Genomic DNA, 21,229 nt, shown 5'->3' on the forward strand with positions numbered 1-21,229 from the left:
TTTTTAAATATGATTTATCAATAACTTGTTGCATAAAAATATTTATCAGATAATAGTAAGTAAATATCTCTCATTTGTAGCGGTTAGACTGATGAATAATCCATCGATAAAACAGATACTCGATCTAGTTCAAGACGATTTAGTGAAGGTTAATCAGGCAATACAAGCAGAGCTTAGCTCTGATGTTGTATTAATCAATCAATTAGGCAATTACATTATTAGTAGTGGCGGTAAACGTATTCGTCCAATCATTGCCTTGCTCATTGCTAAAGCACTGAATTATCAGGGTGATAAACATATTATAACGGCTGCTTTTATCGAATTTATTCATACTGCAACCTTATTGCATGATGATGTTGTTGATGAGTCAGATTTACGGCGAGGAAAATCAACAGCTAATGCATTATTTGGTAATGCTGCTAGTGTTCTGGTGGGCGATTATATTTATACTCGTTCTTTTCAAATGATGGTTCGTACTGAATCATTTAAAGTATTACAAATTATGTCTGAAGCCACGAATATTATTGCAGAAGGTGAAGTTCAACAACTACTTAATTGTAATGATCCTGATATTACTAAAGAACAATATCTACAAGTCATATATCGTAAAACAGCAAGACTATTTGAAGCGACTTCTCATTCCGCGGCTGTCCTTGCTGAAGCAACCCCAGAACAAGAATTTGCCTTGCAAGAATATGGAAAATATTTAGGTACTGCTTTTCAAATTATTGATGACTTATTAGATTATAGTGCCGATAGTAATCAAAAATTGGGTAAAAATTTGGGTGATGATCTTAATGAGGGTAAACCGACATTACCACTATTACATGCTATGCATCACGCTAACGCGCAGGATGCGGCTTTAATTCGGCAAGCGATTGAACAAGGAAATGGCCGTCATTTGTTAGAGCATGTTTTAGCTGTGATGAAATCATGCGGATCGCTTGAATTTACTTTAAAAACAGCCCAGCAAGAGGCGAACAAAGCGTTTAATGTGATTTCAATTTTACCAGATTCTCCTTATAAAAAAGCATTACAAGATCTGGCATTGTTATCAGTAAAAAGGGAAAACTAACAGTGAAGTTTATTTGATAATTTTAAATACATTATTTATACAATTTGTTTAATTAACACTTTTTTACTATAGATGGTAAAAATTTTAAATTGAATTTTATTTGTTATGCAAACAGTTTGTTCCCTTTTTATAACAATCCCATTGTTCAAATAAGGTTATTATTATGTTCAAAAGATCTTGGCCAGTTTTATTAATTTTTGTATCAATGATTTCTGTACAATCAAGTGCGTCATTTGCTAAATATTTGTTCCCAATACTTGGACCAGAAGCAATGACTGCGTGGCGTTTATTTTTTTCCTCTATTTTATTGGTCATAATCTTTAAACCATGGCGTAAAAAGATTTCAAAATCAGCAATTAAATATATTATTTTGTATGGTATTGCCATGGGTTGCATGAATTTATCTTTTTATAATGCTATCTCTCGTATTCCTTTAGGTATTGCTGTCGCAATTGAATTGACAGGGCCAATTATGGTGGCTATGTTTTCCGGTCGACGATTAACCGATTTTATTTGGTTAGGTATTGCCATAATTGGATTAGTTATGTTGTTGCCTATTCATCAAGCAGGCAGTGACTTAGATCCGATTGGTCTTTTACTTGCTTTATGTGCGGGAAGCTGTTGGGCTGGTTATATTCTTTTTGGTCGTAAAGCTGGCGAAATATATGGTGCGCCAAGTGTTGCACTCGGATCGATTGTTGCTTCAGTATTACTCTTTCCAATTGGGGTATGGCAAAGTGGTAGTACAATGTTTTCCTTAGATATTTTGCCATTGGCTTTCATGGTTTCACTATTAGCGTCAGCGATTCCTTATGGCCTTGATATGGTTGCATTACCACGCTTACCAGCCCAAACTTTTAGTACCTTAATGAGTTTGTCACCGGTATTTGCGGCGTTTTCCGGATTAATTGTGTTGCACGAACAGTTAACACATTATCAATGGTTGGCTATTATGTTTATTATCGTTTCATCGATTGGAACGGTATTAACTATGCATCGGCCAAGTAAAATTAAAGCAGTAAATCGAGAGAATTAAGTTTATTGAAATACTATCGCGCCAAGCTGCGCGATAGTAATGAATTGAAAGAAAGAGAAAAGTAAAACGTTATCTCGGTGGGAAACCCATGCCTCCGCCCATTAAACCTTTCATTTGACGCATCATCTTCATCATGCCGCCACCTTTCATTTTTTTCATCATTTTTTGCATATCTTCAAACTGTTTAAGTAGTTTGTTGACATCTTGTACTTGTGTTCCTGATCCATTTGCAATACGGCGTTTGCGTGATCCTTTGATGATTTCTGGATTCGCTCGCTCTTTTAATGTCATAGAACCAATTATTGCTTCCATTTTGATGGTGATTTTGTCATCCATTTGCGCTTTAATATGATCCGGTAGCTGACCTACCCCCGGTAATTTAGCCAGCATGGCTCCCATTCCGCCCATATTACGCATCTGTTTAAGCTGATCTTGGAAATCATTGAAGTCAAATTTATCGCCTTTTTTTAACTTTTTAGCGATTTTTTCCGCTTTTTCACGATCAACATTACTCTGTAATTCTTCAATTAAAGAGAGAACATCTCCCATGCCTAAAATGCGCGAAGCAATGCGGTCAGGGTAAAAAGGCTCTAATGCATCCGTTTTTTCCCCCATCCCTAAAAACTTAATTGGTTTGCCAGTGATATGGCGGATGGATAATGCCGCACCACCACGAGCATCACCATCAACTTTAGTTAAAATGACACCGGTTAGTGGTAAGGCATCGTTAAATGCTTTAGCTGTATTGGCAGCATCTTGCCCGGTCATTGCATCGACAACAAATAGCGTTTCAATTGGATTGATTGCATCATGTAGTGCTTTGATTTCATCCATCATGTCGCTATCAACATGTAATCGACCAGCCGTATCGACAATCAGTACATCAAAAAATTGTAATTTCGCATGTGAAATTGCTTTATTAACAATATCAACCGGTTTTTGTTTTATATCTGATGGGAAGAACTCGACATCAATTGCTTTAGCAAGTGTTTCTAATTGTTTTATCGCTGCGGGTCGATAGACATCGGCAGAAACAACTAATACTTTCTTTTTTTGTTTTTCTTTTAAGAATTTTGCTAGTTTTGCAACGCTAGTTGTTTTACCTGCACCTTGTAAACCAGCCATTAGCATTACCGCTGGAGGCTGAGTAGCTAAGTTAAGTGAACTATTAACTTCACCCATTGCTGCAGTAAGTTCAGCTTGAACGATTTTAATAAATTCTTGGCCTGGGGTTAGCGTTTTATTCACGTCTAAACCGACGGCTTTTTGTTTAACTTGATTAATAAATTCTCGTACTACAGGTAGGGCAACATCAGCTTCAAGTAATGCCATTCGGACATCACGTAGTGCATCTTTGATATTATCTTCAGACAGACGCCCACGACCACTAATATTGCGGAATGTCTGCGATAAACGATCAGTTAAATTCTCAAACATACTAACTCTCAACAAATGAAAAAATTATCACCTATCATATCAGAAAATTTGCAGAAGTCCCATGCTCATAAATTTGTTATAACTTGACACAAAATTGTGTTCCTGTTGAAATGAGAGTCATAATAAATAAAAGGAGAAATTTATCTATGGCGAAAGTAGTTAATACCGATAAAGCCCCTGCAGCTATTGGTCCTTATGTGCAAGGTATTGATTTGGGCAATATGTTATTTGCATCAGGTCAAATCCCAATTAATCCAGCAACTGGTGAGATACCAACTTGTGTGAAAGAACAAGCTAAGCAAAGTTTAGCTAATGTTAAAGCAATTGTTACTGAGGCGGGTTATCAAGTTAAAAATATCGTTAAAACAACTATTTTTTTAGCTGATATGAATGATTTTGCTGATGTTAATAGTGTCTATGAAGCATTTTTTACCGAAAATCAAGCAAGCTTTCCAGCGCGTTCTTGTGTGCAAGTAGCTCGAATTCCGAAAGATGCTAAAGTTGAAATAGAAGTTATTGCTGTTAAATAAGTTTGCCAAAGTGATTAGCACCAATAGGTGCTAATGAAGCAAAAAAGTTGAGGAAAGGTTTTTTTGTGGCTTTTTTTGCTAAATATCCCTATTTTTTGTCACCAATTATGACGTTTTTCTATCTGAATCAGACTGTTAAACAGTCGATTTTATTTGCCTAAAATTATTTATATTTAAACTGTTATTTTGTGATTGATTGCCAATTAAGTTGGTGCAATAATCTACAATTATACATTGCTATTTATTGGTTAATTAGGTAGGAAAAATGTTTGAAAAAGTAGAGTCGTATGCTGGTGATCCAATTTTGTCATTAGTCGCAGAATTTAATAATGACAATCGTCAAGATAAGACTAATTTGAGTATTGGTTATTATTATGATGAAAACAGTCATGTTCCACAATTATCATGTATTAAAACGGCTCGTGATTATATTTATCAACATCAACAAGGTGCACAACTTTATTTACCAATGAGTGGTTTACCTAGTTATTGCCAAGCAATTCAATCACTGCTTTTTGGTGAAGATAATCCTGCTATTCTAACTAAAAGAATTGCGACTATTCAAACGCTAGGTGGATCAGGAGCCCTTAAAGTTGGTGCTGATTTTCTTTATCACTATTTTCCTAATTCTCAAGTATGGGTTAGTGATCCAACTTGGGAAAATCATATTGCTATTTTTAGTGGTGCAGGCTTTAAAGTAAATAAATATCCTTATTTTGACCCAGCAACTTGTGGTGTAAAATTTGACGCTATGCTAGATACATTAAATAGCTTGCCGGCTAAAAGTATCGTGCTATTACATCCTTGTTGTCATAATCCTACTGGCGTCGATTTAACACAGCAGCAGTGGGATAAAGTGATTGAAGTTTTACAAAATCGTGATCTTATCCCATTTATGGATATTGCTTATCAAGGTTTTGGTGAAAGTATCGAAAGCGATAGTTATGCAATCAAAAAAGTCGCTGAGAAAGGATTATGTGGTTTGATTAGTAATTCTTTTTCCAAAACGTTTTCACTGTATGGAGAACGGGTAGGTGGATTATCCGTATTATGTGATGATAACCAAGCGGCCAACCGAGTGTTTGGCCAATTACAAGCAACCGTTCGTCGAAATTATTCCAGTCCAGCTGCGTATGGTGCGCAACTGGTCTCATATGTATTAAATAATACGGAACTTAAAACTTTATGGTTTCAAGAAGTTCAAACCATGCGCAACCGTATTGTAATCATGCGTTCAACGCTAGTCGATTTATTAAAAACAGCCGTACCGACACAAAATTTTGATTATTTAGTTAAACAAAGAGGTATGTTTAGTTATACAGGTTTTTCTAAAGAGCAAGTCACACAGCTAAAAGATGATTTCGCCGTTTATTTGGTGGGCAGCGGAAGAATGTGTGTGGCGGGATTAAATCACCATAATATACATCGTGTAGCAGAAGCATTTGCCACAATAAAATCATAATGTGACTAACTAGAGGAGAATCACATGTTACGTAAAGTATTTATTTTAATGGTAAGTATTGCGATGACAACAATGGTAGTTGGTTGTAACACGTTTAAAGGTGTCGGTAAAGATGTTCAATCTGGCGGTAAAGCAATTACTAATACTGCTGAAAATGTTAGTGAAAAGATGTAAATAGTAGCTGGAGTTACTTATAAATATTTTATAAGTAAACAATAAATAATGATGTATCGTATTTTTAATATTTTCTTTATATTTTTACTTGTAGGGTGTGGTTCGTTGAATTTTCGAACTGCACCTTTAACAATGGAAAATTGCCAGTATCAAAATCGTTCTGGTATTGAATTTAAGCTAAACCAGCTTGAACCCAATCTTACAGAATATCCCCATATTTATCTCTCACAAAGTCGAGCGAGTAATCATTTACCAATAAGTTATGTTGGTTTAAAAGGCAAATTAACCGGTCAAATTTTTGAGCGCGATTATCCAAAAGAGACATTTTGGCGGAGTCCTAATATATTTGAACGAGCATCAATGTATGATGATGGTTATGACGATTTGTATATCAGTGTTAAACAGAAAGAAGCTCGTGATCGTAAGGCAAAATTTGTGGTCAAAGAAGCGGTATTAGAAAACTGTCAGATTATCTATATTTCCATTGATTCTTTAGCTAAAGACAGGGATAATCCTTCATTAATTCAATCTGAGGATTTATCTATTTTAAATTAAGGATATTTGTATGTCTGATAACTTAACTCTCAAAGGATTAGGTGGTTGGCTCATTGTTGTTGCGATAAGATTATTTTTGAGTTGTATCACTAGTTTATTTTTGATTCTTTTTAGTAGTATTACCTTTATAAAATTGGCTAATCTTACTAATTCTATTTTTTATATTGAAAATCTTAATTGGATTTATCCATTAGAAATCGGTATGAATTTGATTATTATCTTTTTTAATATCTACTTACTTTATCTCTTTTTCACTAAAAATTATAAATTTCCATCTTTGATGATTTGTTTTGAACTGTTAGTTATTGTATTTATGCTTTTAGATCAGTTTATTACTCATCAATTTACCTCATTTAAAATTGAAAGCCGTGATTTGTTTCATATAGCCAAAAACATTATTTTGAGCATTATTTGCATTTCCTATATGCTTAATTCAAAGCGAGTTTATAACACTTTTGTTAATGGGCATCGTAAAGTGGAAAATTATAACAATGTTATTAGTTAATTTATTTTTTAAGGAACTAAAATGTCATTAAATTTTGAACCTCCTTTGAAGGGAAAAGTTAAAAAAGCCGTAATTCCAGTGGCAGGTCTTGGTACGAGAATGTTACCTGCAACCAAAGCGATTCCTAAAGAGATGTTACCCGTGGTGGATAAACCACTTATACAGTATGTTGTCAAAGAGTGTATTGCAGCAGGAATAACTGAAATTATTTTTGTTACCCATTCTTCTAAAAATTCGATTGAAAATCATTTTGATACCAGCTTCGAACTTGAAGCTATGTTAGAAGCCCGAGTTAAACGTCAACTCTTGCAAGAAGTGCAAGGAATACTACCAAAACATGTCACTATCACAAGTGTTCGCCAAGGTTTAGCTAAAGGGCTTGGTCATGCGGTGCTTTGTGCTTATCCTTTAGTTGGTGATGAACCTTTTGCTGTTGTGTTACCTGATGTGATTATAGATGAGTATGATAGTGATCTTACTCAAGATAATTTAGCGGCGATGATTCATAATTATCATGATACTAAGCATAGCCAAATTATGGTTGAACCGGTACCTAAAGAACTTGTTTCATCTTATGGTATTGTTGACTGCCGCGGCGAAGAGTTATCTGCAGGTAATGTAACACAAATGTATAGTGTTGTTGAAAAACCGTCAATTGAAGATGCGCCATCTAACCAATCTGTGGTAGGCCGTTATGTGTTGTCTGAAAAAATTTGGCCTTTATTAGCCAAAACACCATTAGGTGCTGGTGGTGAAATTCAATTAACTGACGCAATTGCGATGTTACTTGCAGAAGATCCTGTTGATGCATATTGCATTAAAGGCCGAAGCCATGACTGTGGAAATAAATTAGGTTATGTCCAAACTTTTGTTCAATATGCAATGCGTCATAAAAGCTTAGGTGATGATGTTAAAGCATGGTTAAAAACGATTTAATTTTATCTTTATTTCTGATGTAAAAAAGACGCCAATTGGCGTCTTTTGCTATTTGTTCAAAATACATTAAAAACGTATTTTATTATTAAACTTCTGACTGTTCATTATCCAAGGTCACATTAGGATCGTTATAGATATCCATATTCATTAATCCAACCTCATGATCAGTTGCAATTGCTGCTGTCATTGCACCGGATACATTGGCTAAGGTTCTTGCCATATCAATAATGGGATCGACGGCTAGCACCATGCCGATTAAAGGGAAGTACTCAGCCATCCCCATACCAGAAAGCACCACAGTAGCGGCAACAGTTGCGGTACCGGGAATACCAGCGATACCAATCGAACCAATAACCACCACAATCACTAGCATAATATAAAATTGGATATCAGTATTAATGCCTACCATATGGGCTACCATTACGGCAAGCAGCGCAGGGAAAAATCCAGCACAACCGTTCATTCCCATTGTACTGCCTAATGATCCTACCAGATTAGCAGTACCGCTATTTACCCCCATTCTGACGGTCAATGTTGATATTGTCATAGGTAATGTACCAACTGATGAACGGCTGGTAAAAGCTAGTAACCATGTACCAAGCGCTTTTTTAATAAATATGATTGGTGAAACTCCATGCACCATCACAATCACGATATGTACTGCAAGCATTAATATGGTTGCAAGGTAAATCGCTAATACAAAGCTTGAAACTTCAATAATTGCAGGTATGCCATTTGAAATAATGGTACGAGCAAGTAGGGCAATTACCGCATAAGGCATATATTTGATGACCGTCATGGCAATTGACATGATGATTTTATAAAGCGCTTCAATAAAAGTTTTAAAAAGAGCGATAGGTTGTGGATTCTTTTTTTCCATGCGGTTAGCGGCAAGCCCCATTAATGCCGAAAAGATAACTAAACCTACGATATTCTCTTTTACCATAGAAGCAATAATATTACTTGGAATAAGATTGACAAATGTATCGATGATATTGGTATATTGTTTGGCAATTGCAGTTTTGGCTGAGGTTGAACTTAGTTCACCTAATGATAATACATTAGCCAAAATAATTCCAATAATACAGGCAATTGCTGTAGTGAACAGTAACCAAAAAATCCCTCTGAATGCGATTTGTGGTAAATTCTCTTTACCAGAAAAATCAATAATCACTTTTACGATTGAGACAAAAATGAGTGGGATAACCAGCATGCGAATAAAGGCGATAAAGGCTCGGCCGAATAAACCATACCATGTTGCTGTTTCTTGCATCCAAACTGTTGAGTCAGTAGGAAAACCGGCTACGGCTTGGATACCTAAACCAAGAACGGCACCAAGTATCAATCCGACTAACATTCGAATGGAAAAATTAACTTTTTTTGTTTGTAGTGGCCGCATGATAGCGAAAAAGCAAAGCAGTAATAAGCCAATGCCGATTAAGGTTTGATAATGAGTGATAGATAAGAACTTTTCGAAAAAAGTGCCCTGAAATATGGCATCTGACATGTTTACCCCCAGCGTTTGGATAAAATTAAATTAATTTTGAATAATGTGTTTTTGGGTTGGATTAACCATTTAAATTAACCCAACTGCCCATTCTGAATGTTAATAACTAAGCAAATATTTATTATGCTTAAACTCTATTTAGCGATACCTCCGGCGATATTTAAAATATCCCACGGTCTTGAAAAAGGTGGCGCATATAAAAAGTCCATCATCGCTAATTCATCAATTTTCATATTTGCCCAAATAGCCGTAGCTAAACTATTGGTTCTTAATGTAGCACCACTGCCACCCGCCAGCTGTCCACCTAATAAAACACGAGTTTCAGCGTGATAAATCAGTTTAGCAATAACGCTAGTTTGCCCTGCAACATAGTTACTATGATTTTTATCTTTAACTATCACTGTTTTGTAGGGGATACCTGCTTTGATAGCTTGCTGTTCGGTGAGTCCTGTTCGGCCAGCTTCAATATCAAACACTTTTAATGCTGATGTGCCAAGGGTTCCTGGGAATTGATTATTACCGCCAGCTAAATTGTCACCAACCACCTTACCGAGTTTGTTGGCGCCAGTAGCTAATGGAATATAGGTCATTGATTGGCTAACACGATGATAAAGAGCGACACAGTCGCCCGCGGCATAAATATCAGCAATGTTTGTTTTGCCATAACTATCAATGACAATAGCGCCATTGCTAAGTGTTTCAAGCTCTAAATCTTTATATACTTTGCTATTAGGTTTTACCCCTGTAGCTATAATGACAATATCCGCCGCATATTTAGCTTTATCGGTAATAACATGGGTAACTTTTTGTACACCTTCAAAACCTTGTACTCGTTCTTGTAGGTGTAAATCACAATGTTGTTTTAGGTTTTCTTCAATTATCTCGGTAAGTTCCGGATCGAAGGCGTCGACCAATACTCTTTCATCTAATTGAATTAATTTTACATTTTTGTTTAATTCCACTAAAGATTCAGATACTTCAAGCCCTATGTAGCCAGCACCAATGACTACAACATTGGTATTTTGCCGATTGGTTAAGGCATTTTTTATTGCCAGACCATCATATATATCACGCAAAGTGAAAATATTTTCCAGTTGTTGATTTTCTAAAGGTGGAATTATTGGTGCTGCTCCAACCGCAATAAGTAATTTGTCATAATCATCATCAAAACAGTTATTGGTGTTAAGATCTTTGACTGTAATTTTTTTTAATTTTGCATCAATAGCGATAACTTCATGTAACGTTTTGATTTCAATCCCATCTTTTGCAAATTGATTTGGTGTTCTGGATATCATTTCATTTTCATCTTGAAAATGATTGCCAATAAAGTAAGGTAATCCACAAGCACCAAATGAAATAATATCTGATTTTTCATAGATGCGAATTGTCGCATTGGGATCCTTTCTTCTGGCTTTAGCCGCGGCACTTGCACCAGCAGCTTGAGCGCCAATGATGATTATTTTCATCGAGTATTTTCCTTTGAGCGCAAATAATTTTTAATTATCATCCTAACACAGGTTAATCACACTAGTTAGATTAGTTGGTTATTTAGCTTTAATATTAATCAATTTAAAGTTGTGCCGATAAGATTTGATTTTTGTTAAAAATAAATCTTAATCAGTTAAAATTTTTTGAGGAAAGGGGTTTTTTCAACTATATTTTTGATTAATTTAACCTGTAATGGTGTATCGTTTAGGGCTGGGATATAATAAAACTGTTTACCGCCAGCATTTAAGAATATTTCTCGATTTTGTTCGTCAATTTCATAAATAGTTTCAATACAATCTGCCGAAAAACCTGGACAGATAACCTGCACATGTTCAGTACCGGTTTTAGCCAAGTTTGCTAATATATCGCTGGTGTTGGGTTCAACCCATTTCCCTTTACCAAACTTTGATTGATAAGCCATTATTATTGGTAAGTCGATGCCATTTGCACGGCACTTGTTTGCCAATAATTTAGTGGTTAACTGGCATCTTTGCACATAGTCGTCTTGGCGTTTATCAATGTAGCGTTGAGGAATACCATGGTAAGAAAGGAGCAATACATCCGGCTGCCCTTGGGTTGAAAACGCTTGCTGAACTTGCCAATAAAGAGCATCAATATAACTTGGGTGGTCGGCATAATCACGAATATAGCTAAGGTTAATTTTGATATTATTGTCAGCAATAAGTTGCTTTACTTTAGCTAATACCGCTTGAGTTGTGGTGGTCGAATATTGCGGAAATAACGGTAATAAAGTGACTTTTTCACATGATTTTAAATTATTTAGCGCCGACAGTAAGTTCGGTTCCCCATAGGTCATGGCTAATTCGCATTGCATATCAGGTAATGCGGGTTGTAAATGATTGATCAAGCGTTTACTGTAATGAAGTAATGGTGATTCACCCTCAATCCATATTTTTTGATAATGGTTGATGATGTAGGGGACACGTTTAGGCAGTACTAGGTATTTTAAAATTGGATGCCAAATAAAAGCAGGCAGGTCGACAACATGGCGATCGAGTAAAAACTCGGTCAAGTAACAACGAATCGCCATTGGTGTTACGGCACTTGGTGTGCCTAAATTAACTAGCAATAACCCCTGTTTTTTATTCACAAGCCATCCTTATGATTTTTCAAGATAGTGATGGATAACCTCAAGAAGGTGATTTAGTGCACCTTGGTTATTTTTTAAAACTTGATAGGCATTTTCGCCAATTTGCTGACAACGACTTTCATCATTTAATAAGCTATTAATGGTGGAATAGAGCGAATCAGCAGAACTATCACATATCAGCATGCCATTAGCTTCAATTAACTGTTCACCAATAACTTTAAAGTTAAAAAAATGTGTACCGCTTATAATGGGAATATGGTGTAGAGCTGGTTCCAGTGGGTTATGTCCGCCATGCTCAATTAAACTACCGCCAACAAAAGCAATATTAGCCAAACCATAAAGTTCCAGTAATTCTCCCATGGTATCCCCCAAAATCACTTGTGTCTGATCTGTAGGGTTTTGTTTGCTACTGCGTGTAATATAATTCAAGCCATTATCGGCAATTAGCTTTTCAACGGTTTTAAAACGTTCAGGGTGACGAGGCACTAAAATAAGTAATAAGTTACTATGATTTTTAAGAAGCTGTTGAAATGCTGATAAAATGATTTCATCTTCGCCTGAATGCGTGCTGGCAGCGATTAGTACTGGTCGATGCAATTGCCATTGCTGTTTTAACTGCGCAAGATTCTGTTGTTGCTTGGCCGTGAGTTCAATATCAAACTTAATACTACCCGTTACCGCTAAATGATCTGCCGGTAGACCCAATGAGATAAATCTATCACCGTCTTGTCTATTTTGGGCGGCAACCGTGCTGATTTTAGCTAATAGTTTACTAATTGCTTGTCCTAGTTTATGGTATCTTTTGGCTGAACGTTCTGATAAGCGGGCATTAGCAATGATCAATGGAATTTTTTTGCTATCACATTGGCTAATTAAGTTTGGCCAAAGCTCTGTTTCCATAATTATGACTAATTTTGGCTGAACTGTTTTTAAAAAGCGATGTATTGCACAAGGCAGATCATAAGGCAAGTAGACATGACTAACACTCTCTTTGAGTATGGATTTAACTTGTTTAGAGCCAGTGGGTGTCATGGTCGTCACCGTAATCGGTAACTGTGGATATTGGCTTTGCAGCGCTTTGATCAATGGAATTGCGGCTAACGTTTCGCCGACAGAAACCGCATGTACTAAAATTCCACCTGATTTGACTTTACTTTTGCAAAATCCATAACGTTCTAACCAGCGTTTACGATAATCTGGCGCTCTACGGCTGCGCCAAAGTAATCTCAGCCAGACTAGTGGCTGAATTAGATAAAGTAAGATCGTATATACAATACTCATGATCATTCATTAGTAAGATTAAAAAAATGTTGTCGGTAATAAACTAACTCGGCGATAGAGTCGCGAATATCATCTAAAGCTTGGTGAGAACTCTGTTTACTGATACCTTTTAATATTTCTGGTTTCCAGCGTCTGGCTAATTCCTTAATCGTACTGACATCTAAATATCGATAATGAAAATATTTTTCTAAATTTGGCATGTAATTAAATAGAAAACGGCGATCTTGACCAATGGTATTACCACAGATTGGTGAACTGTTTTCTGGCACCCATTGTTTTAAAAATTCAATGGTTTGTTGTTCAGCTTGTTGTTCGCAAATGGTACTTTGACGCACACGATCAATTAATCCGGATTTGCCATGCGTTCTTTGATTCCAATCATCCATAAGCGCAAGTTGTTCATCTGATTGATGGATAGCAATGACTGGGCCTTCAGCGAGGATATTTAAATTAGAATCAGTTACGATGGTAGCGATTTCGATAATCCGATCGCTATTTGGATCAAGACCTGTCATTTCAAGGTCAATCCAGATAAGATTATTACTGTTTATATTTGATTGTGTAGTCATAATTTGCGGTATTAATTTTCTTTTTAATGCCGAGTAGTGTAGCATAAGTACTAAATCGTTTGAGCAAAAAATTAGTTATTGTGGCAAAAAAACAACTTTCAAAAAATCAACAAAGGCGTATGGCCGCTAAGCATCAGCAACGTTTAGAAACGAAGCTAGATGAAAGTCTGGCTAATTTTTCTGCGCCTCGTGATGGCGTGGTGGTGAGTCGCTTTGGCAAATCAGCGGATGTTGAAGATAATGCTGGCAACATCTACCGATGTAGTATTCGTCGTACGTTACCGTCTTTGGTAACTGGTGATAAAGTATTATGGCGTGAAAGTTTAGAACCAAATACTAATGGTATTATTGAAGCCGTTCATCCGCGCCATTCTGAATTAGTGCGACCTGATTTTTATGATGGGGTTAAGCCTGTTGCAGCAAATGTTGATCAAATTGTTATTATTTCAGCCGTATTACCGGAATTATCGTTTAATATCATCGATCGCTATTTAGTTGCTTGTGAAGCAACCAATATCACACCGATTATTGTTTTGAATAAAATCGATTTGCTTGATGAGCACAAAAAACAGGAAATTGAGCAGCAGTTACAAATTTACACTAAAATTGGTTATCAAGTTTTATATGTTTCATGTCTATCACAGCAGGGTATAGAACCTTTACAAAAGGTACTGGATGACAAAATATCTATATTGGTTGGCCAATCTGGTGTGGGTAAATCAAGTATTATTAATCTGCTATTACCTCATGATCAAGCGACGTTAACTGGTGAGGTGTCTGAGATATCAGGCCTTGGTCAACATACCACAACTTCAACTCGACTTTACCATTTACCTAATGGTGGTGATATTATTGATTCGCCGGGAATTCGAGAATTCGGTTTATGGCATTTAGAGCCAGAGCAAGTTATTGGTGGTTTTGTCGAATTTGATGATTATTTAGGTGGTTGCCAATTTAGGGATTGCAATCACTTAGATACACCTGGGTGTCTATTGCAAAAAGCGGTATCAGAAGGAGCAATCGCTCCATCAAGATTAGATAATTATCATCGAATTTTGCAATCAATGCGTGAGGTTAAAGCGAAAACCAATAAGAGTTATAAATAGCCATTAATAATTAGCAGATTTCTATTTTTGATATGTTGCCGAATATTGCTCACAAGTAGTGTTGTGAGCAATAAAATAAACTATCGCTATTTAGTGATTTTTTAATGCGAAACCAATAGCAATATAGGCAAAACCTTGGAAAACTAGATCGATACCTAAAAACATTCCTAATACCCAAACACTATCATATGGCCAACCAGCAATTAGCATTAGACCTAAAATGATGTTAATAATTCCCGAAAAGACTACCCATCCCCAACGAGGGATATTGCGATTACTCATGGCAGCAAAAATTTGGCTAAATCCACTAATAGTCAATAATAATGAAATCAATAAAGTTAGTGCTGATGAAACTGCTATTGGTTGGAAAAAAGCCATCCCACCAATAAAGATATATAAAATCCCCATGATTGCCCATAAGGCAGTTTGGCCAAAACCTTTGATATTAAATGCATGTACAACTTGAATTATGCCTGCGATTAATAGCAGTGACCCGATAAAATAAACAGAAAAAACGGTAGCCATGAATTGATAACCCAATGCCAAGCAACCGAGAACAATCAAAATCACACCAATTATAATAAACCAATTCGCTTTATGTTTAACATATTGAATAGTGTTTTCATTAGTTGTCATATTAATTTCCTATTTTTGTTGTTAATGTAAAGAATTAAACAAATACTATCTTGCAAGGTTAACTTTTACTTATATTATTTTAGAAAAGGGCAAGGTATATAGGTGATGCAAAATACTTAGTGAAAATCAGAGACTATATTTTCACTAAGTATAATATTTAAGCAATATAATAAAACGAATTTCGCACTTAAATTTTATCTTTCAGTGCTTCATCTAAAGTTGAATAAAACATTAATTTGTTTGGAATTGGTACAATTTTTGCTCTGGCTAAAGTTTTTAATGGTTGAAATTGTAATTCACAAATTGAGAGCTCCACCTTCGCAGGTAATTCATCAATGAAGTGAATAAGCGCATTTAAGCCACCAGCATCAAGAATAGGTACTGCATCCCACTGTAGAACAATGTTTTGATAACCATTAATTTTTTGGTATAACTCTAAAAAGGTACGCTCAGCAGCGGCAAAGAACAATGGACCACTAATACGCAGTACTAATGTTTTCTCATTTCCTTGATTTAATTCGACTAAACGAGTCATTCTTGCAATACGACGCATAAATAAGATAGAAGCTAATACAATACCAATTGTTATAGCAATAACCATATCGAATAATACAGTCAGTGACATGCAAATAAGCATGATTATAATATCATCTTTAGGTGCGCGTTTAATGATATAAATAACTCGCTGTACGGCACTCATATTCCATGCAACAATTAATAATAATGCTGCCATTGCTGATAATGGAATAAAGGATAATAGTGGCGCAAAACAGATGAGTGCCAATAAAACAATTAACGCATGCAATACCGCAGCAATGGGTGAAGTCGCTCCAGCTTTTACATTGGCTGCTGAACGTGCAATAGCGGCGGTTGCTGAAATTCCACCAAAAAATGGGGCGATAATATTACCTAGACCTTGGCCAATCAATTCACTATTCGAATGATGTTTAGTATGTGTCATTTCATCTAAAACTACGGCACAAAGTAGTGATTCAATAGCACATAACATTGCCATAGTGATTGAGATTGGAATTAATGCACTGAATGTTGTCCAATCCCAAGTAAAACCAGCATGTTCCCATGGTAAGATAAATTCTGGTAAAACTGGCGGAATACCATGACCAGTAGTATTATCTGCCAATGTATACGTGAATCGTGAACCAATTGTTTCTATTTGATAGCCAAATTGATTGAAGATTAGCATTATTAATACACCTGCGACTAATGCTGGTAAATGGCCAGAAATTTTCATTCGAAATTTTGGCCAAACAATTAGCACAATAAGTGTTATTAATCCTACTGATGTATCGGCGATATTAATCGTTGGCAACGTCTTCACTAGTTCAATAACTTTATTGATGTAGTTTTCCGGCATATGTTCCAGTGTTAAACCAAAAAAGTCTTTAATTTGCATTGTTGCAATTGTTATTGCAATACCAGAGGTAAAACCTAATACCACAGGTAGAGGAATATATTCTATTAAGCGGCCTAACCTAATTATGCCCATTAATATTAAAAATATGCCTGAAAGTAAGGTAGCAATTAATAGACCTGATAAACCAAATTGTATCGAAACCGGATATAAAATTACCACAAAAGCTGCTGTTGGACCGGAAACGCTGAAACGAGAACCGCCTGTCAGTGCTATCACGAAACCAGCAATAATCGCAGTATATAGGCCATGTTGAGGTGCAACACCACTTGCTATAGCTAACGCCATAGCTAACGGAATAGCAATAATGCCAACAGTTATTCCGGCAATCAAATCTTTAAGAAAACGAGTCGTGTTATAAGGGGTGTTAATGCATGCCGAAATAAATGCACTACTAATTTTAGTACCAGAAAGGCCATATAATTTCATTATGTTTTAAATCAATTAAATGAGATGGAAAAAATACATAATAAGATAATCCTTTTTTCAAAAATTGAAAGAGTGTTATTAAAATAATTGCATTATTTTCAGTTAAATAATGTTATTAATGAGATAAAATAAGCTTATAAGTAATGGTCTGTTATTTTGCTCTTATATTATTAATTATAGATAGGGGTAATTATGTCTTTTATAAAAAATTCTTCTATTATTCAACCAGCAAATCAGATATTAGCCATTATGCTTACGCTTTTTACGCCATCTAGTTTTGCTGGAATGATGATTTCTGGTTCAAAGACTGCATATCAATATGATGCAAGACAATCTCTTACTCCTGCGCCTAGTGGGTATCAAGCGTTTTATATTGATCATATTGGTCGCCATGGTTCCCGTTATATCAGCAAAGCTAAATATGAAGATATTGCTTATAAAATTTTAGCATTGGCGGAAAAAAATAATCAATTAACTGAAAAAGGGAAATTATTATTAACGCAAATTACTACTATTAAAGAACTTAATAAAGATCATTATGGTGAACTTAGTGATCTTGGTCGAAAAGATATAAGTTTAATTAGTCAACGGATGTTAAACAATAATCCAACAGTGTTTAAAGGTCAAAAAATAGCGGTTATTTCATCAACCTCTCCACGGGCTAAAGAAACGGCTGAAATCTTTATTAATACATTCAAAACCAAATATTCCAAGCTAAATGTTAATCAACAACCAGAAGATCAGCAAACGTTGTTACGTTTTTTTGAATATTCGCCTGCTTATGCTAAATATAAGAAAAATAGAATAATTAAAAATACACTAAAATCATTAGAAAATGCCCCTAAATCAATAGAAATGAGTGAAAATATCGCAAGGCTGATCTTTACATCTGATTTTATTCATCAATTGAATAATGGTATCTCGCTATCAGAAAATTCTATAGTTAAAACGCAAAATTTTGTGCTTGCTGTTTATCAACTTTATCAAGAATTATTATCCTTTTCACCACCATTATTAGCCGATAATCATCTTGATTTTAGCGGTTACTTCACCAAAGATCAGCTATTATGGTTTAGCACTGTCGTCACCGCAAAAAATTATTTACAAATTGGTCCTGCTTTTGATAGTAATGGTATCCAAATTAAGATTGCTGCACCATTATTATTAGATATGTTAAAAACAGCTGATAGTGCGATAGCTAATAATAATATTGATGCCAATTTGCGCTTTGCTCATGCCGAAACTGTATCTCCGTTAGCAACATTGATGGAAATTGAAGGTACCAATATAGTAGCTAATCCAGTAACTGATTATCCTTCCGTATGGCAAGCCGACAAAATTATTCCAATGGCAGCAAATATTCAATGGATATTTTATAGAAGTGAACAAGCTGACCAGCCTATTTTAGTTAAAGTCATGTTAAATGAGCGAGAAGTCCATTTACCTTTAAAAACCAACGATTACCCTTATTATCAATGGGACGAATTGAAGAAGTTCTATAAAAATAAATTAAATAACTGGGGGCTTACCGACCAAGGAGTGGTATTAAAATGGCTAAATAAAATTAAATAAATACGTTATATTTACTTAAAAAATTTAGAATATCTTTCCTTTAAGACCGAATAGTTAAACTTGTAGCCAAAATGTTACTGGGCCGTCATTAATCAGTGATACTTGCATATCGGCTGCAAATTGCCCTGTTTGTGTTTCAATATGCTGTTGGCACTGTTTGACAAAAAATTGGTAAAGCTCATTGGCCATATCTGGCGAAGCCCCTTTTGTAAAACTTGGCCGCATACCTTTTTGAGTATCAGCGGCTAGTGTAAACTGAGAAACAACCAATAGTTTGCCATTAATTTGTTGAACATTGAGGTTCATCTTGCCATCATCATCACTGAAGATACGATAACCAAGTACTTTTTCCCGCAAACGTATCGCTTTTTGCTCGTTATCACCTTGTTCAACACCAAGTAAAACTAATAATCCCTGATCTATTTCACCAATAATTTGGTTATTTACAGAAACTGAAGCGTGTTTTACTCGTTGGATTAAGGCAATCATTTTTATATTACTCCGATTGGGATGAATGTTTTAGATGCATTTTGTTATGTCTATTATAGTCGGTGAGTGTTGCAGCAAATTCGGCGCCAAATAAGACAATACACCAAGAACAATATATCCAAACTAACATAATAGGAATTGAGGATACTACACCATAAATAAGTTGATAAGTAGGAAATGATGTCACGTACAGCGCAAAAGCACGTTTACCAATTTCAAATAATATCGCTGCGACTAATGCGCCAATTAAGGCTTCTTTAAATGGTACCGATTCGGTAGGTATAATACTGTAAAGTAACCAAAATCCGACAATAGATATAATAAATGGTAAGGTACTTAGTAGTACATCACCGCTGGCTGCATCGGATAACCATTTTAGTGAAAATATATAAGAGCTTACAGCAACACTTGAACCAACTAAAATAGGACCTAATGTCAAAATAGTCCAATACATAGTTAAGTTATACATGAACGAACGTTTCCGCTTAGTTCGCCAGATACGATTAAGTGCGTTATTAATAGAGTTAATAAGTAATAGTGATGTCACTATTAAGCCGATAATTCCGACCAAGGTCATTTTTTTTGTGTTGGCGATAAATTGCTCAAGATAATTTTGGATAGTATCACTAGCAGTTGGAACGAGATTACTATAAATGAGTTGCTTTAATGATTGACTCACCTCGTCAAACATAGGAAAGGCTGAGAGTAATGCAAAAATTACCGTTATCAGGGGGACTAATGCAAGTATAGTTGTGTAAGCTAGTTCTGCTGCTGAAGTAGTTAATCTATCATGATTTATTCGAGCCCACAACATTACTAAAAATGACTGCATATGCTTAAGTATATTCATAATATACCTTCATTTAGTTAGAAAGAATGCAATTATTGATCCCATTACCTTTTAATGTGTTTAATATTTTTTGTGCATCAGTTTTATTTGTATATGGGCCAACAGTAACTCGATATAACTGTTGACTGGAGGTTATATTACCACTAATACCGGTCATAGCTAGAGATGCTTTTAATGTGTCTGCATTTGTTTTTTCTTTAAATGCACCGCACTGTAGTAACCATTTATTATTTTCAGTATTGGTTGATGTAGTTGGTGTTGTAGAAGAATTATTGATAAAACTATCTAATATTTGTTGCCTTTCACTTGCAGTGGAATTAGTATCACTACTCGCATTCGGTGTTTCTAATTCTTTAAGATAGGTCCAACGTTCTTGTGGTTGTTCAGGTAAAGTTGCTACCGGCGACTCAGTTTTTACTTTTGGTCGCTCAATAGGTTTTTCTGGGTGATTTGTTGATAGTAAATATAAAATAGCAGAAAACAAAACAATAATGATAACTGCAAGAACTATCATTAACGATGGTAATATTCGTGACTTATTCTTTTTAGCTTTTGATTTTGATTGGCTCTTTTTTCTTACATAATCACGTTGAACCACAATATGCTCTCTTTTCTTTCATTCATATAAATTGAAATAACAGTATATAAATAAAAAAAGTGGCTTACACCACTTTTTTTCAATTTTCTTTAACTCTATTGTCAACAGATTAGAACATTAAGCTAGTGCTTTAATCTGTTTAATTAAATTCGCTTTATGACGTGCAGCTTTGTTTCTGTGGATTAGACCACGAGCCGCTTGACGGTCAACAACTGCTTGCATGTCTTTGAATGCTACTTCAGCTGTTTGTTTATCACCAGCTGCAACAGCTGCGTAAACTTTTTTAACATAAGTACGCATCATTGAACGGTTACTAGCATTATGTTTACGACGTTTTTCGGATTGAACCGCACGCTTTTTAGCTGATTTGATATTAGCCAAAGTCAACTCCCAAGTTTAAATAAAAATACATATTAATAAGGCGGGGAAATATGCCTGATTTTCTTTCCAT

At 35.4% G+C, this 21,229-nt stretch carries 22 protein-coding genes; 10 read left to right on the plus strand and 12 right to left on the minus strand.

The window, feature by feature from the left end; all coding sequences use genetic code 11:
- Window positions 1-91 precede the first annotated feature (91 nt).
- Complete coding sequence (gene ispB, locus H3U97_RS10125; RefSeq protein WP_086361554.1) at window positions 92-1,075, plus strand: octaprenyl diphosphate synthase; 984 nt, start codon at window positions 92-94, stop codon at window positions 1,073-1,075.
- A gap of 163 nt (window positions 1,076-1,238) precedes the next feature.
- A complete protein-coding gene (locus tag H3U97_RS10130) occupies window positions 1,239-2,111 on the plus strand; it encodes an EamA family transporter (RefSeq protein ID WP_086356824.1) in 873 nt (290 codons plus the stop codon).
- 69 nt (window positions 2,112-2,180) lie between these two features.
- Here H3U97_RS10130 and ffh read toward each other — a convergent pair whose 3' ends face one another.
- A complete protein-coding gene (ffh, locus tag H3U97_RS10135) occupies window positions 2,181-3,548 on the minus strand; it encodes a signal recognition particle protein (RefSeq protein WP_034901714.1) in 1,368 nt (455 codons plus the stop codon).
- Window positions 3,549-3,694: 146 nt separating this feature from the next.
- Here ffh and H3U97_RS10140 point away from each other — a divergent pair, with 146 nt between their 5' ends.
- The 6 genes from H3U97_RS10140 (at window position 3,695) to galU (ending at window position 7,710) form a co-directional block, all read left to right on the plus strand.
- The gene (locus H3U97_RS10140; protein ID WP_086320882.1) at window positions 3,695-4,078 is read left to right on the plus strand and encodes a RidA family protein; all 384 of its coding nucleotides are present in this window, start codon (window positions 3,695-3,697) and stop codon (window positions 4,076-4,078) included.
- 265 nt (window positions 4,079-4,343) lie between these two features.
- On the plus strand, window positions 4,344-5,540 hold the full coding sequence (locus H3U97_RS10145) for an amino acid aminotransferase (protein WP_198192897.1): 1,197 nt from the start codon (window positions 4,344-4,346) through the stop codon (window positions 5,538-5,540).
- A 24-nt stretch (window positions 5,541-5,564) separates the two neighbouring features.
- Complete coding sequence (locus H3U97_RS10150) at window positions 5,565-5,714, plus strand: entericidin A/B family lipoprotein (RefSeq protein ID WP_065578372.1); 150 nt, start codon at window positions 5,565-5,567, stop codon at window positions 5,712-5,714.
- A 105-nt stretch (window positions 5,715-5,819) separates the two neighbouring features.
- Window positions 5,820-6,269, plus strand: a complete 450-nt coding sequence (locus tag H3U97_RS10155; protein ID WP_131798885.1) for a hypothetical protein — start codon at window positions 5,820-5,822, stop codon at window positions 6,267-6,269.
- Window positions 6,270-6,279: 10 nt separating this feature from the next.
- A complete protein-coding gene (locus H3U97_RS10160; protein WP_086320885.1) occupies window positions 6,280-6,774 on the plus strand; it encodes a DUF2569 domain-containing protein in 495 nt (164 codons plus the stop codon).
- A 21-nt stretch (window positions 6,775-6,795) separates the two neighbouring features.
- Window positions 6,796-7,710: a UTP--glucose-1-phosphate uridylyltransferase GalU gene (galU, locus tag H3U97_RS10165; RefSeq protein ID WP_198198868.1), complete on the plus strand. Its 915-nt coding sequence runs from the start codon at window positions 6,796-6,798 to the stop codon at window positions 7,708-7,710.
- An 85-nt stretch (window positions 7,711-7,795) separates the two neighbouring features.
- On the opposite strand, the gene H3U97_RS10170 is transcribed toward galU, so the two are convergent.
- The 5 genes from H3U97_RS10170 to orn all read right to left on the minus strand — a co-directional run bounded on the left by H3U97_RS10170 (window position 7,796) and on the right by orn (window position 13,666).
- Window positions 7,796-9,217, minus strand: a complete 1,422-nt coding sequence (locus tag H3U97_RS10170; protein ID WP_198198870.1) for a cation:dicarboxylate symporter family transporter — start codon at window positions 9,215-9,217, stop codon at window positions 7,796-7,798.
- 134 nt (window positions 9,218-9,351) lie between these two features.
- The gene (locus H3U97_RS10175; RefSeq protein ID WP_198198872.1) at window positions 9,352-10,683 is read right to left on the minus strand and encodes a CoA-disulfide reductase; all 1,332 of its coding nucleotides are present in this window, start codon (window positions 10,681-10,683) and stop codon (window positions 9,352-9,354) included.
- A 155-nt stretch (window positions 10,684-10,838) separates the two neighbouring features.
- Entirely contained in the window at window positions 10,839-11,816 is a 978-nt protein-coding gene (gene hemH, locus H3U97_RS10180; RefSeq protein ID WP_198198874.1) for a ferrochelatase, read from the minus strand.
- A 9-nt stretch (window positions 11,817-11,825) separates the two neighbouring features.
- The gene (waaA, locus tag H3U97_RS10185; protein WP_232343797.1) at window positions 11,826-13,097 is read right to left on the minus strand and encodes a lipid IV(A) 3-deoxy-D-manno-octulosonic acid transferase; all 1,272 of its coding nucleotides are present in this window, start codon (window positions 13,095-13,097) and stop codon (window positions 11,826-11,828) included.
- 2 nt (window positions 13,098-13,099) lie between these two features.
- Window positions 13,100-13,666 carry an oligoribonuclease gene (gene orn, locus H3U97_RS10190; protein WP_086320890.1) on the minus strand — a complete coding sequence of 189 codons (567 nt, stop codon included), beginning with the start codon at window positions 13,664-13,666 and terminating at the stop codon, window positions 13,100-13,102.
- Between the two features lie 80 nt (window positions 13,667-13,746).
- Between orn and rsgA the strand changes: the two genes are divergently transcribed.
- A complete protein-coding gene (rsgA, locus tag H3U97_RS10195) occupies window positions 13,747-14,772 on the plus strand; it encodes a small ribosomal subunit biogenesis GTPase RsgA (RefSeq protein WP_086361574.1) in 1,026 nt (341 codons plus the stop codon).
- Between the two features lie 90 nt (window positions 14,773-14,862).
- Here rsgA and H3U97_RS10200 read toward each other — a convergent pair whose 3' ends face one another.
- Together H3U97_RS10200 and dauA are read right to left on the minus strand one after the other, a co-directional pair.
- The gene (locus H3U97_RS10200; RefSeq protein WP_065614612.1) at window positions 14,863-15,408 is read right to left on the minus strand and encodes an HdeD family acid-resistance protein; all 546 of its coding nucleotides are present in this window, start codon (window positions 15,406-15,408) and stop codon (window positions 14,863-14,865) included.
- Between the two features lie 187 nt (window positions 15,409-15,595).
- On the minus strand, window positions 15,596-17,269 hold the full coding sequence (gene dauA, locus H3U97_RS10205; protein WP_198198875.1) for a C4-dicarboxylic acid transporter DauA: 1,674 nt from the start codon (window positions 17,267-17,269) through the stop codon (window positions 15,596-15,598).
- 192 nt (window positions 17,270-17,461) lie between these two features.
- On the opposite strand from dauA, the gene H3U97_RS10210 reads away from it, so the two are divergent.
- Window positions 17,462-18,841, plus strand: a complete 1,380-nt coding sequence (locus tag H3U97_RS10210; RefSeq protein ID WP_198198876.1) for a histidine-type phosphatase — start codon at window positions 17,462-17,464, stop codon at window positions 18,839-18,841.
- Window positions 18,842-18,895: 54 nt separating this feature from the next.
- Here the strand turns inward: H3U97_RS10210 and dtd are convergent, their stop codons facing one another.
- The 4 genes from dtd to rpsT all read right to left on the minus strand — a co-directional run bounded on the left by dtd (window position 18,896) and on the right by rpsT (window position 21,159).
- Entirely contained in the window at window positions 18,896-19,330 is a 435-nt protein-coding gene (gene dtd, locus H3U97_RS10215; protein ID WP_086361544.1) for a D-aminoacyl-tRNA deacylase, read from the minus strand.
- A 7-nt stretch (window positions 19,331-19,337) separates the two neighbouring features.
- Window positions 19,338-20,180 carry a virulence factor BrkB family protein gene (locus tag H3U97_RS10220; protein WP_065614608.1) on the minus strand — a complete coding sequence of 281 codons (843 nt, stop codon included), beginning with the start codon at window positions 20,178-20,180 and terminating at the stop codon, window positions 19,338-19,340.
- A 13-nt stretch (window positions 20,181-20,193) separates the two neighbouring features.
- Complete coding sequence (locus H3U97_RS10225) at window positions 20,194-20,778, minus strand: SPOR domain-containing protein (protein ID WP_065578364.1); 585 nt, start codon at window positions 20,776-20,778, stop codon at window positions 20,194-20,196.
- 117 nt (window positions 20,779-20,895) lie between these two features.
- Window positions 20,896-21,159 carry a 30S ribosomal protein S20 gene (gene rpsT, locus H3U97_RS10230; RefSeq protein ID WP_034901681.1) on the minus strand — a complete coding sequence of 88 codons (264 nt, stop codon included), beginning with the start codon at window positions 21,157-21,159 and terminating at the stop codon, window positions 20,896-20,898.
- Window positions 21,160-21,229 lie beyond the last annotated feature (70 nt).

Origin of the sequence: Gilliamella sp. W8128 (assembly GCF_016100545.1) — a bacterium.
GTDB classification, from domain to species: Bacteria; Pseudomonadota; Gammaproteobacteria; order Enterobacterales; family Orbaceae; genus Gilliamella; species Gilliamella apis.